This is a genomic window from Stenotrophomonas sp. LST15-1-1.1 (assembly GCF_040815575.1).
GTDB classification, from domain to species: Bacteria; Pseudomonadota; Gammaproteobacteria; order Xanthomonadales; family Xanthomonadaceae; genus Stenotrophomonas; species Stenotrophomonas lactitubi_B.
Genome location: NZ_JBFPNJ010000001.1, coordinates 1179027 through 1199125 on the forward strand (window position 1 = coordinate 1179027; position 20099 = coordinate 1199125).

Below are 20099 nucleotides of genomic sequence, written 5' to 3' on the forward strand. Positions count from 1 at the left end.
GTCACCGCCATGTCATCGGCGCTGCCGACACTCCCGGACTTTCCTCCCCTGAAGGTCCGGTTTCGATGCGAACGATTGCGCGCTTTCCCCGTATCTCGCTGCTTGCCCTGCTGATTGCTCCCGCACTGGATGCCCTGGCTGAAGCACCGCAGGGCGATGCCGCCGATACGCGAAGCGCCGACGCGCGGACCCTGGACCAGGTGCAGGTGATCGGCCAGGCCACCAGCTATGCCAAGACTTCGGTGCGCCAGGAAACCTTGAACCGGCAGACCGTGCTGAGCAGCGTCAATGGCGCGCTCAACGAAGTGCCCGGCGTGGTCGTCAGCGAAGCCGATGCCACCGGCTCGTCGGTCTGGGGCACGCAGATCAGCATGCGCGGCTTCGTCACCAACCGCGACACCCAGCAGATCGGCACCACCATCGACGGCCTGCCCAATGGCGGTTCCGGTTATGGCGGCGGCTCGCTGGCCAATCGCTACATCGACACGCTCGACCTGGAAACGGTGGAAGTGAGCCAGGGCACGGCCGATATCTCTTCGCGCTCGAACGAGGCGCTGGGCGGCACCCTGAACTTCCTCACCAGCGATCCACTGCAGGAGCAGCGCCTGCGCATGGTGGTGGGTGTCGGTGACAATGAAGCGCGCAAGTACTACGTGCGCTACGACACCGGCCTGCTGGGCGGACACACCCGCGCGTGGATCAGCGCATCGTCGGCGCGCGTGCATGACTGGATCGATGGCACCGGCCACACCAGCAACGACAACATCGCCGGAAAATTCATCACCGAACTGGACCGCTGGACCCTGACCGGCTACCTGTCCTACAACGATGCCGACGAGCCGGAATACACCAGCGTTTCACCGAAGGGCTTCGCCACCAACCCGGACCGCGATGGTCTGGTCGGCACCCTGACCGGCATTCCGTATCTGGACCAGAACTACCGCTCCGGTTCACGCGCACTGCGCGAGAACACCTTCGGCTACCTGCGCGCGGCCTTTGATGGCGGCAACGGTTTCAAAGCCTCGATGGCTGCCTACGGTCACCGCATGCAGGGCCGCGGTGACTGGCTGCCGCCGTACCTGGCCGATATCAGCGACGATGGCGCCGGTCGCCCGCAGTCGGAATACCTCGGCGGCAGGACGGTCTACGGCGGCAGCAACCGCGGCCAGATCTACTTCGTGAACCCCGATGGCAGTTCCGCCCAGCGTCTGGCCAACTGCACGCCGCGACTCGGCTTCAGCGCCGAGTACGACCCCAACTGCTACGCCGGCAATGTGCAGGGCGCGCAGTCCTACCGCCACTCCCACTACGACAACGATCGAGTGGGCGTCACCGCCGACGTCGAATGGCGGCAGACCTTCGGCGCGATCGACAACACGATCCGCGGTGGCCTGTGGGTCGAGAAGCTCGACCGTTCCGTGCGCCGCGACTGGCACCGCCTGCTCAACGTCGGCCAGGACATCGCCTTCGACCACCAGCCCTACTGGGTGCAGTTCGAGGACAAGTACAAGGTCGATGAGCAGATGTACTACGTCGAGGACGTGGCCCGCTTCGGCCCGTTCAGCGCGCGCCTCGGCGTAAAGCAGTTCTTCGTCGACCAGTCCCGTCGCCGTGTGATCGGCGCCGCCGAGAATGTGAAGTCCGATTCGAAGTCCGATCCGCTGCTGTCCACCGGCTTCACCTGGGCTCCGGGTGTGGAGGGCATGGAGCTGTTCGCCGGCTACTCGCAGAACTTCGCCGCGATCCCCTCCGGCGTGCTGGGTGAAACCGATCCGCAGCGCTTCCGCAACGTCGAACCGGAAACCGCCGACAACATCGAACTGGGCATGCGCATCAGCCGCTGGCCGCTGACCGCTTCGGTCACCCTGTACAACATCAAGTTCGACAACCGCATCGTCTACCTGCCGGCCGGCCTGGTCAGCGGCATCGACTACCTCGGCGAAACCGATGGCGTCTACGAGAACTTCGGCGGCGTGGAGAGCAACGGCCTGGAAGCGGCCTTCGGCTACGGCTGGGACAATGGCTGGCGCATCAATGCCGCCTACACCTACAACCGCTCCAAGTACCTGGGCAGCGGCAACGACGCGCGCGACAAGCAGCTGGGCATCGTCGACGGCGCCAAGGTGATCGGCCAGCCAGAGCAGATCCTGGTGGTGTCGGCCGACTGGCAGGGTGAGAACTGGAACTTCGGCCTGTCCGGTCGCTACCTCGGCGAGCGCTATCTGGATGCGGCCAACGTCAACAAGCTGCCTTCGGCCACCGTGTTCAACGCCAACATCGGCTTCGACCTGCAGGGCCTGTCGCCGCGCCTGAAGGGCATGGGCGCCAACCTGGTGGTGAGCAACCTGACCGACAAGCGCTATCTTGCAGGGGTGGACGGCCGCGACAACGCCTTCATCGGCGCCCCGCGCACCGTCGGCATCTCCTTCCGCGTGGACTTGTGAGTGTGACCCTGTGACCGATACCGGCCGACGCCGACTGTTGCAGGCCGGCGTCGCCGCCGGCCTCTCGCCGCTGCTGCCCAGCATCGCCCGGGCAGCAGCGATCGCCCCTGCTTCGCGCACGCGCAGCCTGCAGGACCTGCAGCACATCGTGGTGTTCATGCAGGAGAACCGTTCGTTCGACCACTACTTCGGCACCCTGCCGGGCGTACGTGGTTTCGGCGACCGCTTCGTGGCCCCAGCGTCGCCCCTGCCTGGCAGCGACCGCCCACGCAGCCTGTGGCTGCAGCCCGATGCCAGCGGCCAGCGCGCGATCGCTCCTTTCCCGTTGGATACCGCTGCGCACTTCGGCTACATGCGGGTGGAGGGTACGCCCCACACCTGGCCTGACGCACAGCAGGCGTGGGACCACGGACGCATGGCGCACTGGCCCAAGGCCAAGCAGAACCATTCGATGGGCTACTTCCAGCGCAGCGACATGCCGTTCCAGTTCGCCCTGGCCGATGCGTTCACCCTCTGCGATGCCTACCACTGCGCGATGCAGGCCGGTACCAACCCGAACCGCGTGTTCCTGTGGACCGGCCACAACGATGCCCAGGCCCGCGCAGGCGGCCCGGTGATCGCCAACTCGCACGACAATTTCCCCGAGCAGGGCGGCCATCCGGACTCGTACCGCTGGACCAGCTATGTCGAGCGACTGCAGCAGGCCGGCGTGTCCTGGCAGATCTACCAGGACATGGCCGACAACTTCACCGACAACCCGCTGGCCGGGTTCGAGGCCTTCCGCCAGGCGCACCGCGGCGACCCGGGGCATGACCCGGAGCTGCGTGCACGCGGCGTCAGTACACGTGGCCTGGCGCAGCTGCGCGAGGACGCGGTCAGCGGCCGCCTGCCGCAGGTCAGTTTCATCATCGCCGATGCGGCCGGCAGCGAGCACCCGGGGCCGTCCAGCCCCGCGCAGGGCGCCGCCTACACCGCACGCCTGCTGGATGCACTGACCGCCGACCCGGAGGTGTGGAGCCGCACCGCCCTGCTGTTGATGTTCGATGAGAACGATGGCTTCTTCGACCATGTGCCGCCACCAGCACCGCCCTCCCCGCTTGGCGATGGCTGGGCCGGTGCGTCGGCGGTCAGCACCGAGGGCGAATACCACCGCAACCCGGCACCGGGCGACGGGAAATACGATGCCGCCGGGCTGCGCGGTCGTCCCTATGGTCTCGGCCCGCGCGTCCCGTTGTATGTGATTTCACCGTGGAGCCGTGGCGGCTGGGTCGACTCGCAGGTGTACGACCACACTTCGGTGCTGCGTCTGATCGAGCGACGCTTCGGCGTGGCCGCGCCGGACATCTCACCGTGGCGGCGTGCGGTCTGCGGTGATCTCAGCAACGCCTTCGACTTCGCCCAGCGCGACACGCGCCCCTTCGTCAAGGCGCTGCCGGATGTCACCGCCGTCGCCGCGCGCGCTGCCGCCCTGCCCGGCCGCACCGTGCCTGCGTTGCCCGATGGCCTGCATCCGGCCCGCCAGGAGCCGGGCGTGCGTCCTGCGCGGGCGCTGCCCTATCGACCGCAGGTGCAGGCCACGTCGGTGGATGGCGACGGCATCACCCTGCAGCTGGCCAGTGATGGCGCCACGGCCGTACTGCATGTCTACGACCGCCTGCGCCTGGACGCCGTGCCGCGCCGCTACACCGTGGTACCCGGTAGCCCGTTGCAGGATCGCTGGCCGCTGGATGCACAGGGTCGTTACGACCTCTGGCTGCTGGGGCCGAATGGATTCCATCGCCACTATCGCGGCGCCGGCATGCTTGCGCCGCTGCATGCACAGGTGGAACGCGCGGACGGCCAGCTGCGGCTGGTGCTGCGCAATCCTTCGCCTTCAGCTCGGAAGGTCCAGGTGCAGGGCGGCGCCTACGCGGGCCACATGCCCGCACAGGAACTGCAGCTGGTGGCAGGCGCGGAAACCGTACTGGCCTGGGACCCGACACCGACCGCAGGCTGGTACGACCTGATCGTGCATTCGGAGGGCGTCGAGCAACGCCTGGCCGGTCGTGCCGAAGATGGCCGCCCTGGTACGAGCGACCCTGCCATGGGCACCGCACCGTTGCGCTTCGAACACGGCTGAACGTTCTTCTGTAGAGCCGGGCGCCTGCCCGGCTCTACAGGGCAGGACAGTCGGCTCAGGCCTCCTGCAACCCCGGCCGGCCGTGCTCCACTGCATAGCGCTTCCAGCTCTGCAGCGTGCCGTTCGGCCGCATGACCGTATCAAGGGTCTTCATGTCACCGATCCAGGTATCGCGGGTGACATCACACAGCACGTAACCGCGCTTGTCCGTCGTCGCCTTCAGGTGGGGGCTGTGCCGCAGCTGATTCTCTGCATACGCATCCACGCCCTGCCCGTCGGCGCCCGAGCTGATCGAGGTCGCCAGGAACTCGCTGGAGATCACCCCGGAATCGGTGTTGTCCTGCACCAGATCGCTGGCATAGTGACGGTGCGCATCGCCACAGGCGGTCACCACGTTGCCGAAGCCCACCTTCTGTATGTGATCAAGCAGGCGCCGGCGGCTGGACAGATAGCCGGACCACTGGTCATCGGAAGACTGCACCACGCCGTCCTTCTCGCGCATGTAATTGCCCAGTGAGACCTGGTGCGCGATCGCGTGCCAACGCGGCGCGGCATCGGCCAGGCCATCGAACAGCCATTGCTCCTGCTTCGCACCAACAATGCTGCGCTCGGCAGATTCCACCTGTCCGCGCTGTGCCATGTCCACCTGCTTGCTGCGGTACTGGCGGGTATCGAGCAGGTGCAGGTCCAGCAGCGTGCCGTAGCGTGCGCGACGGAACATCTGCATATGACCATCGCGCGGGAACGACGAAGCGCGCAACGGCATGTTCTCGTAGTACGCCTGGAACGCCTGTGCGCGGCGCAGCAGGAACAGTTCGCTGGGCGTACCGTCCTGGTCTTCGGCACCCGCCCAGTTGTTGTCCACTTCATGGTCGTCGAACGTCATGAACCACGGTGACGCAGCGTGCGCCGCCTGCAGGTCCGTATCGGTCTTGTACTGCGCGTAGCGGCGGCGATAGTCGTCGAGGGTGTAGGTCTGCGGGCCGACATGGTTGCGCAGGTTGGTGAACGGCTGACCGTTCATCCTGCGCACGCCGATCTGGCTTTCGCCCTCGTAGATGTAGTCGCCGTAATGGAACACGAAATCGAGTGGTTCCTCGGCAATGTGCCGCCAGGCCGTGTAGTGGCCCTCCTCGTAATGCTGGCAACCGGCCACCACGAAGCGCACGCGCTTGATCGGCGCGTTCGCGGCAGGCAGGGTGTGGGTGCGTCCGATCGCACTGGCATGGCCTCCCACGGTGAAGCGGTACCAGTACGGCCGCCCAGGCAGCAGACCGTCCAGTTCCACGTGCAGCGCATGGCCAAGTTCGGGGTGGGCCAGCGAGGTTCCCTGCCGCACCACGGTGCGCATGGTCTCGTCCGCGGCCACCTGCCATCCCACCACCATCGGCCGGGTAGGCATGCCGCCACCGAACACCAGGGGCGCGGTGGCCAGCCGCGTCCACAGCACCATGCCATCGGCCGACGGATCACCCGACGCCACGCCGAGGGTGAAGGGCGTACTGGCAAAGCGCGGCGAGGCCAGCAGATTGCGCGGATTCAGTGCTGCCGCATCGCTCTGCGCAGCCAGCGCGCGGGCAGTCCCGGCCCACGCACCCAGCGCGGAAAGTCCCGACAGGGCAAGGAAGCGCCTGCGATTGATCGTATCCAAGACGGCCGCCCTCAGTTGTAGATGATGTGGAAGTAGAAGAAGCGACCGTAGTCATCGATCTCGGTGCGGAAGCGCCCGTTCGGACCGGTGCTGTAGGTCGGCTGGGTATTGAACAGGTTCTTCGCCTCGTACTTCAGCGTCACGTGCTTGCTGACCTTGTGGCTGAAGGCCAGGTTGAAGGTCATGTACGGGTCGTAGTACGAGTCCAGCCACTGGGTATCGCCGAAGTCGACCAGCATGCGGCTGCGGTAGGTACCGGACACGCGCAGCTGCGAGCTCTTCCACGGCATGCGCCAGATCACCGAGCCGTTCACCGACCAGTCCGGCTGGTACAGCAGGCGGTCCAGCCGGCGCTCGCTGCCATCACTGATGCGGTAGTTGGTCTGCCCGTCCAGTCGGGTGGCATTGAGGTACATGTCGAAGCGCTGGCGGCCCCACTGCAGATTGCGGTTTGCCACCGCGAACTCGACACCGCGCAGCGTGGACTCATCGGTGTTCATCGGCTGCGTGACGCGATAGCGGACGTCGCCGATGTTCTCGAACGTGGTCAGGGTATAGATGTCGTCCTTGATCACCTTGTCGAACAACGCGACCGACACCAGGCCATTGTTGCCGTTGAAGTACAGGTCCCACGCCAGGTCGAGATTGGTCGAGCGGCGCGGCTTCAGCGAGGCATTGCCCTGCTTGATGGTGCAGAAGCCTCCACCCAGCTCGTCATCGCCACAGCTGGTGCTGGTGGCCTGGGCGATGTTGCTGGGTGTCGGCCGGCCCAGCGTGCGGCTGGCGGAAAAACGCAGACGCTGGTTCTCGCTCAGCTTGAAGGTCGCATTCAATGACGGCAGCAGGTTGTTGTAGCCGCCGCTGCTCTTGCGGAATGCCGAGGTGTAGGTGGTACCGCCATCATCACTGAACGGGCTGAACGCATCGAAGGAGGTGTGGTCATAGCGCAGGCCGCCGATCAGCAGCAGCCGGTCCCAGGCGTAATGCGCCGACACGTAGGCGTTGGCGACGTCTTCCACGTACTTGTAGTCGCTGGTGAAATCCGCATTCGGGTAGGCCGCATCGTTGTTGCCCAGCTTCGGGTACAGCTCGTCATGCCACTTGCGGTTGTCGATCAGCGGGAAGCCGGGGACGCTGCCAAGCAGCGTCGAACCGGGATACAGATAGTCGTTCAGGGTCGCGCTGGTCTTGTAGTAGTCGAAATCGATGTCCTGCCAGATCTTCAGGTGGCGATACTCGGCACCAGCAGCGAGACCGAAGCCGCGCGCATCGGCATCGATGTTGTAGCTGAAGTCGGCACGCAGGTTGTCGATGCTCTCCTTGGCGTCGCGCGGCGAGATGTAGGCCTGCGCGGGATTGAGCTTGAACGCCGAGCTGGTCAGCAGGCTGGAGTCCGAGACGCCCACCGCGTTCGGAAAGCCATGGCTGTCGTTGGCATAGTCGACGAACAGGTTGCTCGGGTACGCGCGTACGCCCCAGTAGACCTGGGTGTTGTGGAAGGTCTCTTCGGTGTGGCCGGCGCGCAGGGTCAGCCGCGAAAGGTCGCCGATATCCCAGTTGAAGCTGGCGATCGCACCGCGGTTGCTGCGGTCCCAGCGGTCATGGCGGTTCTTGATGTAGATGCTGTTGATCTGGGTGGTGCCGCCGTCCTCGGTCTGGTTGCGTATCGGGAACTTGGCGTTGCCATACAGATCGGTCTTGTTCATCGTCGAGTTCTCGTAGAACCGGTACGAGTACAGCAGCAGCGAGGCATAGAACGGATCGTCCGACGGTTTCCATTCCAGCTTGGCCGAACCACCGAAGTTGGTGATGTAGTTGGTGTAGGTGCCGGTGCTGAAGTTGCCCGGCGCGCGCAGGCCGTTCCAGCCTTTCGCCTCGTCCGGGCCGGTGGTGCCATCGGTGAGGTACTTGCCGGCATCGTTGTAGTAATAGTTCGATTCGACCCAGCGCTTGACGCTGTTGCGCGAACGCTGTTCATAGCGCGCGACAGCGACGATGCCGAACTGATCATCGGCACCGAACTGATTGGAGAACACCGCTTTGGCGCTCTTGCCGAAGTGTCCCAGGGTCTTGTGGTCACCACCCGCGCTGCGCCCCACGTTGGTCTCGGCCGTGGAATAGATGCCGGCCACGTCGGCGAACACATACTTGCCGGAGCGGTCAAAGGCACTGCGGCTGATGATGTCGATCACACCACCAATGGCATCCGGCGCCTGCTCGGCGCTGAAACTCTTGTAGATGTCCGTGCGGGTGCCGATGTCGCTGGGAATCAGCTGAAGGTTGTTCATGCGCTCGCCGGAGCCACTGCCGCCCACGCTTGCGATCGCGATGCCGTCGATGGTCGTGTAGTTGAGATTGGCCTGCACACCGCGGACGGTCACATAGCGCGGCTCTCCCGCATCTTCCACCGCACTCAGCCCGGGCGCGGCCATCAGGCTCTCGGCCAACGTCTCATCGCCGTAGCTGTCCATCTCATCGTAGATCACCGAATCCTTGATCACCGGCGAGGTTTTCTTCTGATCGATCACCTCATGGGCGGCGATCACCTTGATCGTTCCCAGGGTCGGAGCGACCACGGCTTGCGGCTGCTGCGGTGCCGGTGCGGCCGGCCTGTTCTCCCGCTGTGCCGGTGCCGCATCGATGGCGATCACGTTGCCATCCAGCACCGTGTAGCGCAGGCCGGTGCCGGCCAGCAGCGTGTCCAGCGCCTGCTTGACGGTGGCCCCCCGCGGTACCGCGCCCGCCATGGGTGCATTGCCCGCGCCGGCGTACAGGAACTGCACGCCGGAGCTGCGTGACAGCTGCTCCAGTGCCTGGCTCAATGGCTGCGCGGCGATCGCTGCAGTGACCTTGGTCTCAAGCCCGTTGGACGACGCCGCCTGCGCATGTGCGCCCAGACAGGGAGACAAGGCCAGTACCACCGACAGATAGAGCTTCTTGCGCATCACGGTTCCTTGCAGGAGAGAGGATTGCTGCTGCCGCGTCGGCATTCGACAGCGGCTTCTCCCAAGTAAGAGCCGGCATCGGCGGAAGTGGAGAACGCCGATTCGATGAATTTTTTCTGACAGCACATCGCCCAACCGGGATCAGCGGCTGGAGACCCATACCGTGTCCTGTTCGCGACGGATGACGAAGCGCGCGTCCCGCTGCAGGAATGCCTGCAGTGCTGCGACCCGGTGCGCCTCCAGGCTGCCCGACAGGCGCGCCGCCCGCGCCACGTCATCGGTCACCCGTACCTGCACCTGGTTGTGCCGGTTGAACGCAGCAACCACCTCGTCCAGCCGCTCATCACGGAACGACACCCGGCGCTGCTGCCAGTCCAGCAGCATGGACATCGGTATTTCCAGCGGCTGCACCGCATGGCTGAGATGATCGACCTGCACCACCCGCCCGGCGGGCAGCTGCGCCAGCCGGCGTTGCCCATCACCGGCGGTCCAGACCTCCACCTCCCCGGATACCACGCCGATACGCGTGCTCTGCAACCGGCGCGACACATCGAACACGGTGCCGATGTCACGGATCTGCAGATCACCGACCCGTACCTGGAAGGGCCGGCGATCCGCTGCGATATCAAATGTGGCCTCGCCCTGCAGCAGTTCGACGCGGCGGCTGAACCAGCCAATCTTCACCCGCAGACGGCTGTCTGCATTCAGCCGCACCTGCGTCTGGTCAGCCAGCAGCACCTCACGCAGTTGCCCGTGCCCAGCGACCAGCATCTGTTCGCGCGGCATCAGCCACGGCAGCAGACCGGCCACCAGCAACAGTCCGCACGCCACCGCAGCCACCCGCCTCCAGAGCGGCCGGCGCGTTCGTGTTGCAACCACGGCGCGCGGCGCGGGCACGGGCGCGGCAAACAACGGCACCACTTTCGCCGTTGCCGGCAGCATCGGCAGCACTGTCCTGCTTGCCTGTTCCTGCGGGTGCACCGACATCGCCGCGCCCACCTGCCGGTGTAGATGCAGGGCGTGCAGGTATGCGCGCACGTGCTCGGGCGAGCCCTTCATCCACGCCATGAACCCGGCGCGCTGCGCAGCGCTCAGGTCACCCTCTCGGTTGCACAGGAACCAGTGCGCAGCCTGTTCGGCCACCTCGTCATCCATCGCTGCAGGCTCCTGCTGGTTCATCCGTCCTTCCCGGCGCCCAGCGCCTTCCTGCAGGCTTCAAGCCCCTTGCCGATGTGCTTGCGCACCATGTGCACCGACACGTCCAGCTGCGCCCCCACCTGTTGGCAATCCAGCCCTTCGCGGTAGTGCAGTTCCATCACCCGCCGCGTCGTGGGTGGCAGTTGCGCGATGGCGCCACGGATCCCACTCCAGCGCTGCGCCCGCTCGAAATCAGCTTCGATGTCCTCCTCGCTGCGAAGTACCTCGGCCAGCAGGTCGACGTCCTCGATCTGCGGCAGGCCGGAGCGCGTGCGTGCCTGCTCACGGGCCAGGTTGGCTGCCACCGCGAACAGATAGGCTTCAGGGTTCTCGATCGCCGCGGCGTCTCCGCCTGTGCTGCGCAGCAGGCGCAGGTAGACCTCCTGCGCCAGATCCTCGGCATCGGCAGCCTGTGAACCACGCCGAAGGAAGAAGCCACGCAGCAGGCGGCGCCGCAAGGCGTAGCTCTTCTCCCAGATCCTGACGCTGTTCACAACCGACCAACCACCCCGAGGCTGGAAAACCCAGCAGGGTGCACACCGACGATGACAGCCGCATTGCAGCGCCGCCGGGCAAAGCGCAGGTTCGCGCAGACCCAACCCTCACCTGTCTACCGGCCAACCCATGCGCCGCCTACGCTTGTCTCCCCGGCAGCCATCAAGGCCGCCCCCGCGCCACGGCCCTGCCGGCGCGACTCCGCTCCAGAGCTGTCGCCCTGCCGGCGGTGTCGCGCAGATGCCGGCCGGCGCTCTCTGGAGACGCAGCATGAACCAGGCACACTTCCCTCTCGACACCGATCCGCAGGAAACCCGCGAATGGCGCGAGTCCCTGCACGCGGTGATCCAGGCCGGCGGCAGGCCGCGCGCGCACTATCTGCTGGACCAGCTCGATGACCTCGACGTGCAGCAGCATGGCGACCTGCATACCCGCGCATGGACCGCTTACACCAACACGATTCCACCCGAGCGCCAGCCCGCCTACCCGGGCGACCTGGCCATCGAGCGTCGGTTGAACGCGATGATCCGCTGGAACGCCATGGTGATGGTGCTGCGCGCCGGCAAGCATTCCAATGTCGGCGGCCACATCGCCACCTACCAATCCGCCGCGGTCATGTATGACGTGGGCTTCGATCACTTCTTCCGTGGCCGCACCGACACCTTCGACGGCGACATGATCTACATCCAGGGCCATTCCGCGCCGGGCATCTATGGCCGTGCGTTCGTGGAAGGCCGCATCAGTGCCGAGCGCATGGACAACTTCCGCCGCGAGGCTGGGCGCGAGGGCTTGTCATCGTACCCGCACCCGCGATTGATGCCGGAGTTCTGGCAGTTCCCCACCGTATCGATGGGGCTGGGCCCGCTGACCGCGGCCTATCAGGCCCGTTACATGCGCTATCTGGAATACCGCGGGCTGAAGCAGCACCAGGGCCGCAAGGTCTGGGCCTTCCTCGGTGATGGTGAAATGGACCAGCCCGAATCGCTGGCGGCCATTTCGCTGGCCGGGCGCGAGCGACTGGACAACCTGGTATTCGTGGTCAACTGCAACCTGCAGCGCCTGGACGGACCAGTGCGCGGCAACGCCAAAGTGATACAGGAACTGGAAGGCACCTTCCGTGCCGCCGGCTGGAACGTGATCAAGGTGATCTGGGGCGGTGGCTGGGACGAGCTGCTGGCACGCGATCACGGCGGGCTGCTGCGCCAGCGCATGATGGAGTGCGTGGATGGCGACTACCAGACCTTCAAGTCGCAGAGCGGCGCCTATGTACGCGAACACTTCTTCGGGCGCTACCCGGAACTGCTGGCGCTGGTCGCGCACATGAGCGACGACGAGATCTGGGCGCTGGCACGTGGCGGCCACGATCCGCAGAAGGTGTACGCCGCCTACCGGCAGGCAGTGAACACCACGGGCAGGCCCACGGTGGTGCTGGCCAAGACGGTCAAGGGCTTCGGCATGGGCGAAGCAGGCGAAGGCCAGAACATCAATCACCAGTTGAAGAAGATGAGCACCGATGCGGTTCGCGCGTTCCGCGACCGCTTCGATCTGCCGGTCAGCGATGAACAGCTGGAAGAAATGCCGTACCTGCGCCCGCAACCGGGCAGCCCGGAGGCGATCTACTTCGCGCAGCGTCGCCAGGCGCAGGGTGGCCAGCTGCCGGCACGACTGGCACAGGTCGATCCGCTACCGCTGCCAGCGCTGTCCACGTTCAACGCCCAGCTGCAGGGCAGTGGTGATCGCGGCCAGTCCACCACCATGGGTTTCGTGCGCATCCTCACCACCCTGCTCAAGGACCCCGAGCTGGGCAGGCTGGTGATCCCGATCGTGCCCGATGAATCGCGCACCTTCGGCATGGAAGGCCTGTTTCGCCAGATCGGCATCCACTCTTACCTCGGCCAGCTGTACACGCCGCAGGATGCAGGCCAGCTGAGCTATTACAAAGAAGCCAAGGATGGCCAGATCCTGCAGGAAGGCATCAACGAATCCGGCGCGATCTGTTCGTGGATCGCCGCCGGTACCGCGTATGCCAACCACGGCCTCGCCACGATTCCGTTCTACATCTTCTATTCGATGTTCGGCCTGCAGCGCGTCGGCGACCTGGCCTGGGCAGCGGCCGACGCGCGCACCCGTGGCTTCCTGCTTGGCGCCACCTCGGGCCGCACCACGCTGATGGGCGAAGGCCTGCAGCACGACGATGGCCACAGCCACGTGCTGTCTTCGGTGATTCCCAGCTGCGTGTCCTATGACCCGACCTACAATTTCGAGCTGGCGGTGATCATCCACGACGGCCTGCGCCGCATGTATGTGGAGCAGGAAGACATCTACTACTACATCACCCTGCTCAACGAGAACTACCCGCACCCGGCCCTGCCCGACGGCGCCGAAGCCGGCATCCTGAAGGGCCTGTATCTGCTGCGCCCCGCCGCTGCCGACACCATTGCACAGCCTCGCGTGCAGTTGATGGGCAGTGGCTCGATCCTGCGCGAGGTGCTGGCCGCTGCCGATCTTCTGCAGCAGGATTTCGGTATCAGCAGCGACGTCTGGAGCGCCACCAGCCTGACCGAACTGCGCCGCGACGGCCTGGCCGTCGAGCGCTGGAATCTGCTGCACCCGGCTGACGAGCCGCGCATATCCTACGTCCAGCAGTGCCTGCAGGACCATGCCGGCCCTGTGGTGGTGGCAACCGACTACATGAAGATCGTCGGCGACCAGATCCGTCCCTTCATCAACGATCGTCGCTTCATCGCACTCGGCACCGATGGTTTCGGCCGCTCGGATACACGCGAATCGCTGCGGACGTTCTTCGAGGTCGATCGCCACTTCATCGCACTGGCGGCACTGAAGGCCCTGGCCGATGACGGGCATGTCGAACGGAGCCTGCTGCAGCAGGCGATCGACCGGTACGGGATCGATACCGGCAAGCGCGACCCCGCCGCCGCATGACAGCGCAACAACGGCATCCGCAGAGCAGGTTTCTGCGGGTGTCGTTGCATCACACCGCTACGGCAAGCGCTTGAACAGGTTGGTCTGCAGGATCGGCGTGCCGTCATGACCGAAGAACGCCTTGGTTTCGGTCATCGTTGAGCGGTCGGCGGCCACCGTATACACACGGGTGGACGCCGGCGCACCGTGATCGACCAGCTGCATCACCAGCGTGTTCGGCGCCGGCAGTTTCAGCGTCGCCTGGTTGGCGCCGTAGCTGCCGATCAACGCCGCGGGCGTGCCATCCAAGGACAGCGTGCCGTCGGATTTCATCGTCTTGCCATCTTGCAGGACGATGTCCACGTGCGAGCTCCACCTGCCCGCACCGGCGTCCTTGAATTCCAGCACGACCTGTTGCGGACGCTGTGCTTCAGGCAGTGCGGACGTGGCGATATCCAGCGACCAGCGGCCGAGCAGCGGCGAGGACTTCGAGCTTTCAGCCAGGGCAGGCATCGCCTGCAGCAGGGCCACGGACAGCAACGCGGCGGACAACAGCTTCATGCGAGGCTCCTTTCGAGTGAGGGAGGTGCTGCAGGCGCGTTGTGGGGTACCCGCAAAAGCGGATGCTGCGCGCCAACGTCCGGTCGTGCAAGCGCTGGCCGATGCCCCCGCTCCCCTCCGTCTTGTGACGCTGAATAGTTACGTTATAACATTTCACATTCTTTTCACGGAGTGTGTCATGCGTCGTCACCTGCTTGCTGCAGCCATCCTGTTCGTCGTCCACAACGCCCATGCCAGCGACGACCCCACCCTGCCCGCCGTCCAGGTCGAGGCAAGCAAGCCTTCCCGGACCGACAGCATCGTCACTGTCGAAGCCTCGCAGGCCCAGAACCGCACCCTCGGCGGCATGCTTGAACATGTCTCCGGCGTGCAGAACAGCGCCTTCGGGCCCAACGCCGGCGCACCGGTCATCCGCAGCCTCAGCGGCAACCGCGTGCAGATCCTGGAAGACGGCCAGTCCATCCTCGGCATGAACGCCTTCAGCGGCGACATCAACATTCCTTTCGATCCGCTGTTCGTGCGCAGCGTCACCGTCAACAAATCCTCCGATACCGTCCGCTACGGCGGCAACGCGATCGGCGGTAGCGTCGACATCGACTCCGGCCTGATCTCGCGCGCGATGGAGGACAAGGACCAGTCGATGGAGCTTGTCCTGCGAAAAGGTTTCAACGCGGCCGATGCGCAGGGCTTCCGCATGAACTTCAACAACCAGCGCAATGTGTCGACGAACCTGCAGGTCTCGCGGCAACGCATCTCGTACTACGACATTCCCGGCAACAGCAAGGCGAGCGTCTGCAACACGCGCCTGTTCCCGGCCACCGGCGGTGTCAATTCGGCGCTGGCCGACAGCTGCCAGAAGGAAGCGCGCGTCCAGCAGCTCTACAACAAGGCCTCGCAACCGTACATCGACCAGTTCATGACCGAGAACCCCGATTGGGCCGATGGTGATTTTTCCTTCTACACCAACAGTCCGACCTCGGTCTGGCAGCGCCGCACCTACATCAATCCGGTCAATCCGGCCTATGTCGCCGGCACGCCGTCGTACGTACAGAAGCAGATCAACAACGATGTAACCCCCGATTACCACCATCGGCTGGGTAACAGCTACTCACGCAGTTCGCAGGTGGCACTCGGCTCGACCTGGTTCTTCGATCGCGGTTACGTCGGCGTCAGCATCGATGCCAAGGACAGCGAATACGGTGTGCCGGGCTTCTCGATGCAGAACCTGTCCTTCGGCGCGAACCCTGCCGACAGCGTGCCGGTAGGCGTGGTGATCAAACAGCAGCGCTACGCCCTGGAAGCACTGCTGCGGGACCCGCTGCCGTACGTCGAACGTGCCGAACTGCGGGTTTCAACACTGGACAACACCTCGGGCGAGCGCCTGGGCTCGACCAGGGCCAACGACTACGACTTCCAGAGCACCCAGGCCGAACTGCTGCTTGCGCATCAACCTGTCGGGCCACTCAGTGGCGTGCTGGGCCTGAGCCATCAGGCGCGCGACGTTACCGGCAGCGGCGCGCTGCGCTACCTGCCTGATGTGGAAACCCGCAGCAACGCCGTGTTCCTGAAGGAAACCCTCGACGTCGGCTGGGCGTCCTTCGATGCCGGCGTCCGCCATGAACGCGTGGACCATGACCTGCAGCCCAGCCGCTTCAAGACCTCACGCAATGCTGCCAACACCACGCTGCAGGACCGCTCCTATCGCCTCAACAGTTACAGCCTGGGTTCGTATGTCGAACTCGGCCCGCTGTTCGCCGCCAAGGTGCGCTATTCGTCTTCGCAGCGCGCACCGGAGATCAACGAGCTGTATGCCAGCAACGCGCATTACTCGGTGATGACCCAGGAAGAAGGCAATCAGAACCTGCAGCCGGAACGCGCGAAGAACCTGGAGCTGACCGGACTGTTCCACCTCGGTGGCTTCGCGCTGTCGGCCACCGCCTACCGGATGAAGTACGAGAACTACCTCTACCAGGGCCACTCCGGCATGCAGATGGCCAACCGCCTGCCGCTGAAGTACTGGAAGCAGACCGACACCACGGTGAAGGGATTCGAGATCGATGCCTCGCAGGCGCTCGACCTTGGCGGCTACGGGAAATTGAATCTGTCCGCCTTTGCCGATCTGGTCAGGAACCAGGCCGATCGTCCGGACACGCTGCGCGCGCACAACGACGGCGAGTACCTGCCGAACATGCCGACCAACCGCTACGGTGCCAACCTGCAATGGCAGCGCGACGGCTGGAAGGTACAACTGTCCAGCACCTACTACGACAAGCAGAAGTACCTGGGCCGCAACGTCAGCGAAGAGATTCCGCTGGACGCATTCAACTTGGTCGATCTGCAGGTCAGCCGCGAACTACCGGTGCGCAATGCCTACATCGCGGGGATGGAGGTGTTCGTCAATGGCAGCAACCTTCTGGATGACGACGCGCGTCCACACAACTCGCCGTTGAAGTACATCGCACCGCTGCCCGGTCGCGGGTTCCAGGTCGGCGTGACCGTAAGGCTTTAAGCGAGCGGAAAAGAAAAACGCCTGCAGATCGAGGATCTGCAGGCGCTTCTTTGTATCTGGCGGAGCGAGAGGGATTCGAACCCTCGATAGAGCTTTTGACCCTATACTCCCTTAGCAGGGGAGCCCCTTCAGCCACTCGGGCATCGCTCCGGGGTTTTCTCCGCGTCTGGTGCGTTGCACCTCAGCGGGGCGTGAATCATAACGTTAATCACGCGCGAAGGTAAAGCGTTATTCCGCAGAATTTTCACCACCGGTGCTGCCGGCTTCGTCACCACGCTGGATGCGCTGGTAGATCTCTTCGCGATGCACAGCGACGTCCTTCGGCGCGGTGATGCCGATACGCACCTGGTTACCCTTGACGCCAAGCACGGTGACGCTCACCGAGTCACCGATCATCAGGGTTTCGCCGACGCGGCGAGTCAGGATCAACATTTTTTTAAGTCTCCATGGAACCGTGTGGAAGGGTATCCCCCACCGGCTTGACGCTCCGTCAAGAAGCGCGCCCACGACAAAGGGAAAAGATTCGCAATGGTACCGTCAGCCGTCCCGCTCCTACAAGGAGGGGGACGGCAAGGGTTCATCACAGGCGGGGGCTGACCCATTCGACGACCGCAGACAGCGCGGTGGCAAGGGCGGGCCCGTCCTCGCCACCACCCTGGGCGAGGTCCGGGCGTCCGCCGCCCTTGCCCCCGATCTGACCGGCGATATGGGACAACAGTTCCCCGGCCTTGACCTTGCCCATTGCACTGCCGTTCACGCCCGCGACCAGGGCTGCCTTGCCGTCCTGGGCACCGGCCAGCACGATCACCGCATCGCCCAGTTGCTGCTTCAGGCGGTCCATGGCATCGCGCAGGGCCTTGGCATCGAAGCCTTCCAGGCGGACGGCCAGCACCTTCACACCGGCGACCTCGACGGCCTGCCCGGACAGATCAGCCGTGGCGCCGGCGGCGACCTTGGCCTTCACAGCCTCCAGTTCGCGCTCCAGCTGCTTCTGGCGCAGGCCCAGCGCACGGATCTTTTCGACCACATCGGCAGCGCTGCCACCCAGCAGTTCCGCGGCCTCGGCCAGGCGCGCCTCCTCGGCATCCACGTAGTCCAGCGCGCCCTGGCCGGTGACGGCCTCGATACGACGCACGCCGGCCGATACGCCGCCCTCGGAGGTGATCTTGAACAGACCGATGTCACCGGTCCGGTTGACGTGGGTACCACCGCACAGCTCGGTGGAGTAGTCACCCATCTTCAGCACACGTACGTTCTCGCCGTACTTCTCGCCGAACAGGGCCATCGCGCCGAAGTCCAGCGCTTCCTGCATGCCCATGTTGTGCACTTCGGCGGCGTTGTTGGCGCGCACCTGCTGGTTGACCTTGCGCTCGATGATCGCCAGTTCCTCGGCGCTGATCGGCTGGAAATGCGAGAAGTCGAAGCGCAGGCGGTCCGGCGCCACCAGCGAGCCCTTCTGCTGCACGTGGGTGCCCAGCACTTCGCGCAGGGCAGCATGCAGCAGGTGGGTGGCCGAGTGGTTGAGGATGGTGGCGCCACGGCGCTCGCCATCGACCTGGCCGGACAGCACATCACCGATCTTCAGGCTGCCCTGGGTGAGCTTGCCGACGTGGCCATGGAACTGGCCCGCGAACTTCTGGGTGTCACTCACCTGCATCTGCACGCCGGCGCCGGACAAGGTGCCGGTGTCGCCGACCTGGCCGCCGGACTCGGCGTAGAACGGGGTCTGGCTGGTCAGCACGATGACCTGGTCACCGGCCTGGGCAGCGTCCACCGGGCGGCCATCCTTGAGGATCGCGACCACGTTGAGGCCGTCGGCCTGCAGGCGGTCATAGCCGAGGAAGACGGTCGGCTTGAGCGTGGCGACCAGGTCGGCCGACAGGGTCACGCCACCACCGAACTTGCCAGCCGCACGCGCAGTCTCGCGCTGCGTTTCCATCGCGGCGTTGAAGCCGTCGATGTCAACGGTCAGGTCGCGCTCGCGGGCGATGTCCTGGGTCAGGTCGAGCGGGAAGCCGTAGGTGTCGTACAGGCGGAAGGCGTCCACACCCGGGATCACACCATTGCTGACCTTGGCCGCAACGTCGTCGAAGATCTTCATGCCCGAGTCGAGGGTTTCGGCGAAACGCTCTTCTTCGGCCTGCAGTGCACGCACGACGGTATCGGCCTGCGCCGGCAGTTCCGGGTAGGCCTCGCCCATCTGCTCGACCAGGGTCGGCACCAGCTTGCTGAAGAACGGCTGGCGCACGCCCAGCATCCAGCCGTGCCGCAGTGCGCGGCGGATGATCCGGCGCAGCACGTAGCCGCGGCCTTCGTTGGACGGCAGCACGCCATCGACGATCAGGAACGAACAGGCGCGGATGTGGTCGGCGATCACCCGCAGCGACTTGTTCTCCAGATCGGCGGTGCCGGTCAACTCCGATGCCTTGCGGATCAGCGCCTGGAACAGGTCGATCTCATAGTTGGTATGCACGTGCTGCAGGATCGCCGCCAGGCGTTCCAGACCCATGCCGGTATCCACGCACGGCGCCGGCAGCGGCATCAGCGTGCCGTCCTGCTGGCGATCGAACTGCATGAACACCAGGTTCCAGATCTCGATGAAGCGGTCGCCATCCTCGTCCGGCGAGCCCGGCGGGCCACCGGCGATATGGTCGCCATGGTCGTAGAAGATCTCGGTGCACGGACCGCACGGACCGGTATCGGCCATCTGCCAGAAGTTGTCCGAGGCGAACGGCGCACCCTTGTTGTCGCCGATGCGCACGATGCGCTCTTCCGGAATGCCGATCATGTCGCGCCACAGCGCGTAGGCCTCGTCGTCGGTCTGGTAGACCGTGACCAGCAGGCGCTCGGCGGGCAGCTTCCAGACCTGGGTCAGCAGCTCCCAGGCCCAGGCGATCGCATCCTTCTTGAAGTAATCGCCGAAGGACCAGTTGCCCAGCATTTCGAAGAAGGTGTGATGGCGGGCGGTGTAGCCCACCTGGTCGAGATCGTTGTGCTTGCCACCGGCGCGAAGGCAGCGCTGGACGTCGGCCGCGCGCACGTAGCTGCGCTTTTCCGCGCCCAGGAACACGTCCTTGAACTGCACCATGCCGGAGTTGGTGAACAGCAGGGTCGGATCGTTGCCCGGCACCAGCGGCGCCGACGGCACGATGGTGTGGCCTTTGCCCTTGAAGAACTCAAGGAAGTCGCTGCGGATCTGGGATGTCGTGAATTTGGCGGATGCGTTCATGGGGGCTGGCAGTCTGCGGGCCGGGGC

Annotated in this window: 11 protein-coding genes and 1 tRNA gene; 4 read left to right on the forward strand and 8 right to left on the reverse strand. The window is 65.1% G+C overall.

Annotated features, from left to right (window positions below; genetic code table 11):
- Positions 1-65: 65 nt before the first annotated feature.
- Positions 66-2444, forward strand: a complete 2379-nt coding sequence (locus tag MRBLST15_RS05415) for a TonB-dependent receptor domain-containing protein (protein WP_367785420.1) — start codon at positions 66-68, stop codon at positions 2442-2444.
- Between the two features lie 10 nt (positions 2445-2454).
- The gene (locus MRBLST15_RS05420; protein ID WP_367785421.1) at positions 2455-4563 is read left to right on the forward strand and encodes a phosphocholine-specific phospholipase C; all 2109 of its coding nucleotides are present in this window, start codon (positions 2455-2457) and stop codon (positions 4561-4563) included.
- Between the two features lie 55 nt (positions 4564-4618).
- On the opposite strand, the gene MRBLST15_RS05425 is transcribed toward MRBLST15_RS05420, so the two are convergent.
- The 4 genes from MRBLST15_RS05425 to MRBLST15_RS05440 all read right to left on the reverse strand — a co-directional run bounded on the left by MRBLST15_RS05425 (position 4619) and on the right by MRBLST15_RS05440 (position 10850).
- Entirely contained in the window at positions 4619-6214 is a 1596-nt protein-coding gene (locus tag MRBLST15_RS05425; RefSeq protein WP_367785422.1) for an alkaline phosphatase D family protein, read from the reverse strand.
- An 11-nt stretch (positions 6215-6225) separates the two neighbouring features.
- On the reverse strand, positions 6226-9159 hold the full coding sequence (locus tag MRBLST15_RS05430) for a TonB-dependent receptor (RefSeq protein WP_367785423.1): 2934 nt from the start codon (positions 9157-9159) through the stop codon (positions 6226-6228).
- Between the two features lie 141 nt (positions 9160-9300).
- On the reverse strand, positions 9301-10338 hold the full coding sequence (locus MRBLST15_RS05435) for a FecR family protein (RefSeq protein WP_367785424.1): 1038 nt from the start codon (positions 10336-10338) through the stop codon (positions 9301-9303).
- Complete coding sequence (locus MRBLST15_RS05440; protein ID WP_367785425.1) at positions 10335-10850, reverse strand: RNA polymerase sigma factor; 516 nt, start codon at positions 10848-10850, stop codon at positions 10335-10337. Before MRBLST15_RS05440 ends, MRBLST15_RS05435 begins: the two co-directional genes overlap by 4 nt.
- 271 nt (positions 10851-11121) lie before the next feature.
- On the opposite strand from MRBLST15_RS05440, the gene aceE reads away from it, so the two are divergent.
- Positions 11122-13794, forward strand: a complete 2673-nt coding sequence (aceE, locus tag MRBLST15_RS05445; RefSeq protein WP_367785426.1) for a pyruvate dehydrogenase (acetyl-transferring), homodimeric type — start codon at positions 11122-11124, stop codon at positions 13792-13794.
- 57 nt (positions 13795-13851) lie between these two features.
- Here aceE and MRBLST15_RS05450 read toward each other — a convergent pair whose 3' ends face one another.
- Positions 13852-14334, reverse strand: a complete 483-nt coding sequence (locus tag MRBLST15_RS05450) for a LuxR family transcriptional regulator (RefSeq protein WP_367785427.1) — start codon at positions 14332-14334, stop codon at positions 13852-13854.
- Positions 14335-14512: 178 nt separating this feature from the next.
- On the opposite strand from MRBLST15_RS05450, the gene MRBLST15_RS05455 reads away from it, so the two are divergent.
- Positions 14513-16843 (forward strand): TonB-dependent receptor, encoded by a 2331-nt coding sequence (locus MRBLST15_RS05455; RefSeq protein WP_367785428.1) that lies wholly within the window; start codon positions 14513-14515, stop codon positions 16841-16843.
- A 57-nt stretch (positions 16844-16900) separates the two neighbouring features.
- Here the strand turns inward: MRBLST15_RS05455 and MRBLST15_RS05460 are convergent.
- From MRBLST15_RS05460 to alaS, 3 genes are all read right to left on the reverse strand, one after another.
- Positions 16901-16993: transfer RNA gene (locus tag MRBLST15_RS05460), tRNA-Ser, on the reverse strand.
- Between the two features lie 78 nt (positions 16994-17071).
- Positions 17072-17275: a carbon storage regulator CsrA gene (csrA, locus tag MRBLST15_RS05465; RefSeq protein ID WP_025878924.1), complete on the reverse strand. Its 204-nt coding sequence runs from the start codon at positions 17273-17275 to the stop codon at positions 17072-17074.
- A gap of 148 nt (positions 17276-17423) precedes the next feature.
- Complete coding sequence (alaS, locus tag MRBLST15_RS05470) at positions 17424-20072, reverse strand: alanine--tRNA ligase (RefSeq protein WP_367785429.1); 2649 nt, start codon at positions 20070-20072, stop codon at positions 17424-17426.
- Positions 20073-20099 lie beyond the last annotated feature (27 nt).